The following is an 8,612-nucleotide window of genomic DNA, read 5'->3' on the forward strand; positions in this document are numbered from 1 at the left end:
ACGCCATCACGATCCATCGACTCCAGGCCCTCAAGCCCTAAATCATGGACATTGGACCGGGCCCTGACCCGGCCCTGACCGGGCCCTGACCGGGCTAACGGATCAACTGTTTGCGCTGTCTTCGGTGCCATGGCCCATTCACCATCCGTTCACCGAACCACCGGACGAATCGGAAAGATCACCCTATCTCCGTATGGCCACCACTTCGGCGGGGGCGGCAGAGTTGATGCATCGATCCCTGCGAGGAAACCGGATCAACGGACGGAAGGGGCCGTTGATCACCGCAGGGGTACATCGTCGGGAAGTGGCCAAGCGACATTTCGGCCTGCTCCCATGTTGGTCCAGCTAGACCTGCTGGACCAGCCTGACAGAAGGAACCGCACCGCAAACTCGGAGGGAAGCATGACAGGAGAAGGCGATCGACTCACCATCAGGGCTACGAGGACGATCAGAACGAGGGTCGCACTCACGTTCGTGACGATTTTCGCACTGGTCACGGTGGCCCTGAGCGGGATTCCCACAGCGAATGCCGCGACCCGTTACGGAACCGTGAAAGTGACGACGCAGCGCATGACCGGGCCCCATCTCGCCAATTTCAGACAACAAGGGACCTATCCGGCTGGGAAGAAGTTGGTGCTCAAGTGCTACCTGTGGGGCCAAATGGTCTCAGGATGGGGCGGAACGAGCAACCTCTGGTACCAGACCTCGGACGGCTACTACGCAGCGGACGTCGACCTCTACACTGGCACCAACAACCCCATCACGGGTCTCTGCCCAACCATATCCATCAACTCTTTCGTCTCTCAGACCAAGGGTAAGGTGTGGGCCAATGCGCTGGGAACGTACCCTGGTCAGTGCGTCTCGCTGGTGAGCCAGTATCTCCTGCGCGTTCGGGGTATCAGCACGCGAGCCTGGCGAGGGAATGCAGTCGACTACCGCTCCGGGGGGATCGCTGGTAAGCGACTGAAGGCGCTGGGCTACACGTGGCACACCAACAAGTCGTTCAAGACCGGCGATATCTTGGTATGGGGACCGAGCACATCCAGCGTGATTGACGGAAACGGACACATCGCCATTTGGCACGCCGCCAAGCTCTACGACCAGAACAACAGGCGGCACAATCCGATTGCCTCCGCAAACTACTCGCCGTTCATGTCGGGGGGATATCTCGGCTATTGGAGGAAGTAGCCGAGCGCACAAGATGGCGGGTGGTGGGTTCCGGTGGTTCTGCGACTCGGCTCCAGTTCCCCTCTGGGGATAGGGGATAGGCCGCGTCAGCCCATCGGAGCATCGGAGGGGGGCAGGATCCCGAGGTTCGGACCTCGGGATCCTGCCCGTTCTCCTGGGTGTGACCGGCGCGGCACTGGCACGGCACTGGCGGGCCGATCGCGGAAGAGTTGGTGTCACCGGAGCACTGATGAGCCTCGGATCCGGGTCCATGGTCCCTGCCGTCCCACCGTCCGATCAACCATGGTGACGTTACCGAGGAGGTCATCATGAGCCAGGCAGACAAGACCGATCGATCGACCGCATCCGCAGGGATTCCCCCGGGGGCGCTCATCGGAGCGATCATCGACGCACACCGACCCGGCACGCCGGCGAGCCCTCGTCGGCGTGACGGTGACCGACCGACAAGCGGCACGCGTATGTAGCCGCACCGGCGGGGCACCGCTGAACCAGTCGGCCTGCCGAGCGCACTTGGCCTTACGACCCGAGAACCGGCCAGACTGTGCCCATGCCCGAGACGGTCATGCCCGCAAGCCCACTGCTCTTCAGCACCCGCGACCTGCTGATCGGCGTGGCCACCGCGGCCCTGCAGATCGAGGGCGGCGACCGCAACAACAACTGGTACGACTGGGCCAGCCTGCCGGGCACCATCGCCGACGGGTCCACGCCGTTGCGGGCGACCGACCACTGGCAGCGCTGGCGCGAGGACACCGCGCTGATGGCCGACCTGGGCCTGCAGACCTACCGGATGTCGGTCGAGTGGTCCCGGATCGAGCCCCGACCCGGCGAGGTCGACCAGGCCGCACTCGCCCACTACCGCGAGGAGCTCAGCGCCATCCGCGAGGCCGGCATCGTGCCGCTCGTCACGCTGCACCACTTCTCGCACCCGTCGTGGTTCCAGGGCCTCGGGGCGTTCACCAGCCCGGCCTCGCCCGAGCTGTTCCTGCGCCTGACCGAGGTGGTCGTCGGCACGCTCGGCGACCTCGTCACCGACTGGGTCACGATCAACGAGCCCAACGTGTATGCCGTCCAGGCTCACCTCTACAGCCAGGCGCCCCCGGCCCGGCACTCCTGGCCCGCGGTGCGAAGCACGTTGCGGCACATGGCGATCGCCCACTGCCGCGCCTACCACCGGATCCACGAGCTCCAGCCGGAAGCCCGGGTCGGGTTCGCCCACCACGCACGGGTCTTCGCCCCGCTCCACCCCGGCAACCCCTTCCACCGGGCATCGAGCGCCCTGGGCCGAGCCCTGTTCCAGGACCTGCTCGCCGACGCCATGCTTGGCGGTCGGTTCAGCCGGCTGCTGGGCCGTCAGCCCGCCGAGGTGACGCCCGGCCCGCACTACGACTACCTCGGGCTCAACTACTACAGCCGCAGCGCCGTACGGGGTCTGGCTGACGGCACGTTCCCCGGGGTGCCCGTGAACGATCTGGGCTGGGAGATCTACCCGGACGGCCTGGTCGAGGTCGCCAGAGATCTGTACCGCCGCTACCCCGGGCCGATCTGGGTGACCGAGAACGGCACGGCCGACGCCGCCGACGGGTTCCGCGCACGGTTCGTCCACGACCACCTGCGGGCCATCGCCGGCAGCGGGCTGCCCTTCGAGCGTTACTATCACTGGTGCTTCGTCGACAACTGGGAGTGGGCGCAGGGTGAGCGGCCCCGGTTCGGACTGGTCGCGTTGGACTATGCGATGCAGCAGCGGACCGTGCGCGACAGCGGCCGGTTCCTCTCCCAGGTGATCGCGGAGGGTGGGGTCACCCGCGCCAGCCATGACGAGTTCGTCGCCGCCCAGACCTACCCGCTCGGACCCTGAGCCGGTGCCGGCGCATCGGCCGGCACCGGACACGAACGCAGGCCCGCGAGCCGGGTGCGCACCGCCCAGACCAGACCCCCGATCGAGACGGCCGCGAGCCACGGTTGCACCGGAGCGAACCAGGTCACCGCCCCGCTGGTCCCGAGCGCGAGCAGGACGATCTTGTTGCAGACCGGGCAGCCGACCGCGAAGAACGACAGCATCCCGGCCACGAGCCCACGCCGCGGTGCCCGGTCGTCGCCGGCCGCGTCCGGCTCGGCCTCACGCTCGCGTACGTACGTCGCCAGCAGCACCCCGGACAGCACCGACACGACGGCCAGCACGGGGTAGCTCCACCACGTCACGGGAAGCTCGCGGCCGAACAGGGGGTTGGGGATGACCACGGTCGGCACCCCGACCACGAGCGCGGTCCCGATGGCCCCCGCTGCTGCCACGAGCAGCCGCCGAAGCGAGCAGAGGTCACGCACGACGGTCCCCGGCGCCGGTCCCATCCGCCCCAACCTCCGGTATGCCGCTCACCGCGGTGAGTGCCCCCGGGCGGTGCTCGTCGGGGTGGCGCCAATCATCGGGTCGGCTTGTCGAGGCGACCGGCGCACACGAGGTCGGCTGGGTCAGCCGGTGCGCCAGCGCCGCGCCGGCCAGGGCGAGCCCGAGCAGGGCGTTGCCCGTGCTCAGGGCCTCCGAGGCGAGCAGCCAGATCGCCGCGAGCGCCATGAGGCCGCCGGCCAGGGTGCAGGACCCGCATCCCGCCTCGAGCCGCGCCCCCTGCCCGGCCCCGGGGAGGTAGGTCGACAGCGCCATACCCGCCAGGCCCATGGAGACGAGAGACGTGGCGGCCCACACCGGGGCCACCCAGGGGTCCCAGCCGGTGCGGGCAAGCACGACGATCCCGAGTCCGGCCACCACGAGCAGGCCCGAGCCGATCCGGCGTCGGGACCAACTCTGCATACCCCAGAGGGTATCATCGTGTTCAGGCCACACCCTGAGGGGTATGCATCGCCAGCGATAGCCTCGAATCGAGCTCGGCATCCGGAGGACCCCATGATCTTCACGCAGTACTACCTCGACTGTCTCTCGCAGGCGTCCTACCTCATTGGCGACCCGAGCACAGGCCAGGCCGTCGTCGTCGACCCTCGGCGCGACGTCGCCGAGTACCTCGACGACGCGCAGGCGCACGGCCTGAGCATCGTCGGGGTCGTCAACACCCACTTCCACGCCGACTTCGTGTCCGGCCACCTCGAGCTCGCGCGCGCGACCGGCGCCTGGATCGGCTACGGCGAGGCGGCGAAGCCCGAGTTCGAGGTCCGCTCCCTGGTCGACGGCGAGCGGATCAGCCTCGGCGAGGTCACCCTGCAGGTCATGGCGACCCCCGGCCACACGCCCGAGTCGATCAGCGTCCTCGTCTTCGAGCATCCCGACGACCAGGTCGCCTACGGAGTCCTGACCGGCGACGCCCTCTTCATCGGTGACGTGGGCCGACCCGACCTGCTCGCCTCCGTCGGCGTCACCGCCGAGCAGCTCGGCCGGATGCTCTACGACTCGGTCCAGCACAAGCTCATGGCGCTGCCCGACGCCGTCCGGGTCTTCCCGGCCCACGGCGCCGGCTCGGCGTGCGGCAAGAACCTCTCGACCGAGCGACAGTCGACGATCGGCGAACAGCGCACCTTCAACTACGCCTGCCAGCCGATGTCGGAGGCCGAGTTCGTCGAGGTCGTCACGGCGGGACAGCCACCGGCCCCCGCCTACTTCGTCTACAACGCCACCCTGAACAAGCACGAGCGCACGGTGCGCGACGCCGACGCCACCGTCCCGGCCCTGACCGGCGAGCAGGTCGACGCGGCGCTCGCCGACGGCGGGGTCCTGCACGACGCCCGCGACCAGCAGGAGTTCGCCGCGGGCCACCTGCGTGGCGCGCTCAACGTCCCGTGGGACGGCCGGCTCGCCGAGACGGTCGGCACCGTGCTGACGCCGGACCAGCGGGTCGTGATCATGGCGCCCGAGGGCCAGGAGCAGCAGGTCGCGACGCGGTTCGCCCGGATCGGCTTCGACAACGTCCTCGGCTACGTCGCCAACCCCGAGGACTACCTGGTCGAGCACCAGGACGAGGTCGTGCCCGCGAGCCGGCTCACCGCCGGCCAGGCCCTCGACGCCGTGGCCTCGCCGGCCATCCAGCTCGTCGACATCCGCAACGCGGGCGAGCTCGAGGCGGGCATGCTCCCGGGTGCCCGGCACATCCCGCTCGCCGAGCTCGTCGCACGCGCCGACGAGCTCGACCCCGCCCGGCCGGTGCTGCTCTACTGCGCAGGTGGGTGGCGCAGCAGCGTCGGTGCGAGCTTCCTACGGGCGCGCGGCTTCGCCGACGTCAGCGACCTCCTCGGCGGTTACGGTGCCTGGGCGGCGCGCGCGCAGGCCACCACCGCCTGAGGGTTCGTGCCGCTGGAAAGAGGATGAGCGGCATACGATCGTATGCCGCTCACCCCGCGCCCGCGCTCAGGCGGGCTTCCCACGGTCTTCCCCCAGAACCGCGGCTGGCGCCGGGTCTACTCCTGCGCCAGGGTCGACAGGGCGCGCTCGAGGCGCTCGCCGGCTTCGGCTGCGACGCCCTCGAGGGCTGGGTTGGCGGTCAGCTGGACCATGACCCCGGGGTCCATGGCCTCGACGAGGGTGCGCTCGGCATCGAGGCTGCGCACGACGACGTTGCACGGCAGCAGCAGCCCGATCGAGGGCTCGGCCTGGAGCGCGGTGTGCGCGAGTGGGGGCCGGCAGGCTCCGAGGATCACCTGCGGCGGCAGGTCGACGTCGAGCTTGGCCTTGAGGGTGGCGGCGATGTCGATCTCGCTCAGCACGCCGAAACCCTCGGCGGCCAGGTGCTCGCGGGTCGCGGCGAGGGTCTGCTCGAAGCCCAGGTCGACGGTTGCGCTCAGTGCGTAGCCCATCACGGCCTCCTCAGGCGGTCGTCGTCGCCGGCTGCTGCTCGGCGAGCTGGCGGCGCACCTCGTCCATGTCGAGCCCGCGCACGCCGCTGATGACCTGCTCGAGGGCGGCGGCCGGCAGCGCGCCGGGCTGGCTGAAGACGAGGATCCCGTCGCGGAAGGCCATCAACGTCGGGATCGAGCTGATGTGGGCGGCACCGGCGAGGGCCTGCTCGGCCTCGGTGTCGACCTTGCCGAAGACGACGTCCTGGTGCTGCTCGGAGGCGGCCTCGTACACCGGCGCGAACATCCGGCACGGGCCGCACCACGAGGCCCAGAAGTCGACAAGGACGATGTCGTTGCTCGTGATGGTCGCCTCGAAGTCGGCGCTCGTCAGCTTTCGGGTGGTCATTGCTTCTCCTTCAGCACGGATGTCATGATCTTATACCCTTGGGGGTATCCGGTCCAACGCAGGCAGAGGCTCGTCCATTCCGCGGTCGGGCCGGAGCGCCGGCCCGGCCGGTGCTACCCGTCCGGGCCCCGCGATGGGCGCCGGGCGCTTAGCGAGGGCTGCTGTCGACGACCGATCAAGTCATACCCCTATGGGTATACTGTCCTGATGCGGAGGCCTCGAGGCCTCGGCATCCCAGACCGAGAAGGAGACCGTGATGTGCCGTGCCGTCACGTGCCGGACCTGTGGCAAGACGACGTGGGCCGGGTGCGGCCAGCACGTCGACCAGGTGATGCGGAATGTCCCGAGCAGCCAACGCTGCCGGGGACACGAGAAGGAGGCCGCGCCGGCTGCGACCGCGGGCGGCGGCCTGCTGGCCCGTCTCTTCGGGCGAGGCTGACCACGGTCCGCACCGAGGGGTCAGTGGCGCCGAGCGTGACCCACGACCCAGCGCAGCTCGCTGCGATGCTCGAGGCCGAGCTTGTCGAGCAGCGATGACATGTGCGTCTTCACCGTCGCCGGACTGATCCCGAGGGCCGCGGCAATGCCGGCGTTGCCGGGGTCGCCGTCGGGCCCGGTCACCAGCTCGGCGACGGCGCGCTCCCGGGGGGAGAGGCCTTGGAGTGGGTCGACCGGTGCGTCGTGCTTCGGGCCGAGCCTGGTCACGAGCTGGGCCTGGACGCCGAAGCAGCGACGCGACAGCTCGGCGAGCCGCTCGGCGAGGTGCTCGTCCGTTGCCGCCTCGGCGAGTGCGGTCAGCTCCTGCGCCATCCTGGTCAGGGCGTTACCGGCGGTGTTGAGCGCCATCAGCGTGCCGGAGCGGCCGGCGTCGTCGAGCTCGGGGTAGACGAGCGGCAGGTTGAGGCCGCGGGTGGGATGGTTCGCGCGGAGCCGATCGACGACCAGTCCCGCGAGCCACTCCATGGCCCGGACCGTCTCGTCCGTGAAGGCGTCCGCGGTGTCCGACAGGGCGCTCATCAGCCCGATGACCGCACCGTCCCCGGAACCGAGCAATGGGACGACGACCGTGTCGGCCGACGGCTCGCCGTCGCCGAAGCGGTACCCGCGGTTCAGCAAGGCCCCCTCGTCGTCCGCGTAGCGGTAGGGTCGCCGACTCGCGATGACCCACGCCGTCAGGCCGTTGGGCGCGTAGGTGACCGTCCCGCCCTCCTCGTACCGGCCGTTCGAGAACAGGTACGGGTACGAGATCCGCCGGTCGGCCTCGTTGATGAGGGCGACGTAGAAGTCGTCGAGGGCCGCGATCGACCCGAGGGTGGCCCGGCACGTGTCGTACACCGCGAACACGTCGCCGCGGTCGGCCTCCTGGATGAGCTGGTCGGCATGGCGCAGGGCTCGCAGCGCCGCCTCGGACAGCATCGAGGTCATCGCGGGCTCACCCGCTCCCCTGACTCATGGGCCCCATCCTCCCCGCCCGGCAGCGTCGCCGCCACCGGGACCCGCTCGATCGGCCCGTGCTCGGGCCTCGGCCGGAGGATGGGGTCCGCAACCCCTCCACGGCCGATGCTGCCGGCGTCGACGGGCTGGCAAGGTGTAATCCGGTGCCAGTCCCTGGCAGAGGAGGGAATGTCAGGGACCGGCATCCGCCGGTTTGGCGCAAGGGGTCAAGATGGACGTATGCCAACGATTGACGCGTTCAGCCATGTGACCCTGACCGTGACCGATGTCGAGACGAGTGTGGCCTGGTACGAGCGGTCCCTGGGGATGCGACGCGGCCCCGACATGACCGGCCCCGGCTGGCGGCGCACCCTCATGCTGGCGGGCCCCGGCGTCGTCCTGGGCCTGCAGGCCCACGAGCGCACACCGGAGGGTGACCGGTTCGACGAGACCCGGGTCGGTCTCGACCACGTGTCGATCGCCTGCACCGACCGGGCCGAGGTGCAGGCCTGGCTCGTCCGGCTCGACGACGCCGGCGTGCCGCACAGCACGATCAGTGCCGAGCCGGCGAACGTCGCGACCTGCCGCGACCCGGACGGCATCCCGATCGAGTTCTTCGCGCCCCGCACCGCCTGATCGAGAGTGCGCCTCTCCTCATCGAGAGTGCACTTCTCCTGATCGACAGTGCAGTTCTCCTCATCGACAGTGCAGCAATCCTGATCGACAGTGCAGTTCTCCTCATCGACAGTGCAGCAATCCTGATCGACAGTGCAGTTCTCCTCATCGACAGTGCAGCAATCCTGATCGACAG

At 69.4% G+C, this 8,612-nt stretch carries 10 protein-coding genes; 5 read left to right on the plus strand and 5 right to left on the minus strand.

The window, feature by feature from the left end:
• Positions 1-474 precede the first annotated feature (474 nt).
• Positions 475-1,188: a CHAP domain-containing protein gene (locus tag L0H79_RS18245; RefSeq protein WP_301486067.1), complete on the plus strand. Its 714-nt coding sequence runs from the start codon at positions 475-477 to the stop codon at positions 1,186-1,188.
• Between the two features lie 547 nt (positions 1,189-1,735).
• Positions 1,736-3,043, plus strand: a complete 1,308-nt coding sequence (locus L0H79_RS18250) for a glycoside hydrolase family 1 protein (RefSeq protein WP_301486068.1) — start codon at positions 1,736-1,738, stop codon at positions 3,041-3,043.
• On the opposite strand, the gene L0H79_RS18255 is transcribed toward L0H79_RS18250, so the two are convergent.
• Together L0H79_RS18255 and L0H79_RS18260 are read right to left on the minus strand one after the other, a co-directional pair.
• Entirely contained in the window at positions 3,025-3,534 is a 510-nt protein-coding gene (locus tag L0H79_RS18255) for a hypothetical protein (protein ID WP_301486069.1), read from the minus strand. The genes L0H79_RS18250 and L0H79_RS18255 overlap by 19 nt on opposite strands.
• Positions 3,503-3,991, minus strand: coding sequence for a hypothetical protein (locus tag L0H79_RS18260; protein ID WP_301486070.1), 489 nt, complete (start codon positions 3,989-3,991; stop codon positions 3,503-3,505). The genes L0H79_RS18255 and L0H79_RS18260 overlap by 32 nt, the downstream gene beginning before the upstream one ends.
• 93 nt (positions 3,992-4,084) lie before the next feature.
• On the opposite strand from L0H79_RS18260, the gene L0H79_RS18265 reads away from it, so the two are divergent.
• A complete protein-coding gene (locus L0H79_RS18265; RefSeq protein ID WP_301486071.1) occupies positions 4,085-5,467 on the plus strand; it encodes an MBL fold metallo-hydrolase in 1,383 nt (460 codons plus the stop codon).
• A gap of 116 nt (positions 5,468-5,583) precedes the next feature.
• Here the strand turns inward: L0H79_RS18265 and L0H79_RS18270 are convergent, their stop codons facing one another.
• A complete protein-coding gene (locus L0H79_RS18270) occupies positions 5,584-5,979 on the minus strand; it encodes a DUF302 domain-containing protein (protein WP_301486072.1) in 396 nt (131 codons plus the stop codon).
• A gap of 10 nt (positions 5,980-5,989) precedes the next feature.
• A complete protein-coding gene (trxA, locus tag L0H79_RS18275) occupies positions 5,990-6,367 on the minus strand; it encodes a thioredoxin (protein WP_301486073.1) in 378 nt (125 codons plus the stop codon).
• A 256-nt stretch (positions 6,368-6,623) separates the two neighbouring features.
• Here trxA and L0H79_RS18280 point away from each other — a divergent pair, with 256 nt between their 5' ends.
• Complete coding sequence (locus L0H79_RS18280) at positions 6,624-6,806, plus strand: hypothetical protein (protein WP_301486074.1); 183 nt, start codon at positions 6,624-6,626, stop codon at positions 6,804-6,806.
• Positions 6,807-6,826: 20 nt separating this feature from the next.
• Here L0H79_RS18280 and L0H79_RS18285 read toward each other — a convergent pair whose 3' ends face one another.
• Positions 6,827-7,792: a LuxR C-terminal-related transcriptional regulator gene (locus L0H79_RS18285; RefSeq protein WP_301486075.1), complete on the minus strand. Its 966-nt coding sequence runs from the start codon at positions 7,790-7,792 to the stop codon at positions 6,827-6,829.
• A 249-nt stretch (positions 7,793-8,041) separates the two neighbouring features.
• Between L0H79_RS18285 and L0H79_RS18290 the strand changes: the two genes are divergently transcribed.
• The gene (locus tag L0H79_RS18290; RefSeq protein WP_301486076.1) at positions 8,042-8,437 is read left to right on the plus strand and encodes a VOC family protein; all 396 of its coding nucleotides are present in this window, start codon (positions 8,042-8,044) and stop codon (positions 8,435-8,437) included.
• The last annotated feature ends 175 nt before the right edge of the window (positions 8,438-8,612 follow it).

Source organism: Intrasporangium sp., assembly GCF_030452765.1.
Lineage (GTDB): Bacteria > Actinomycetota > Actinomycetes > Actinomycetales > Dermatophilaceae > Intrasporangium_A.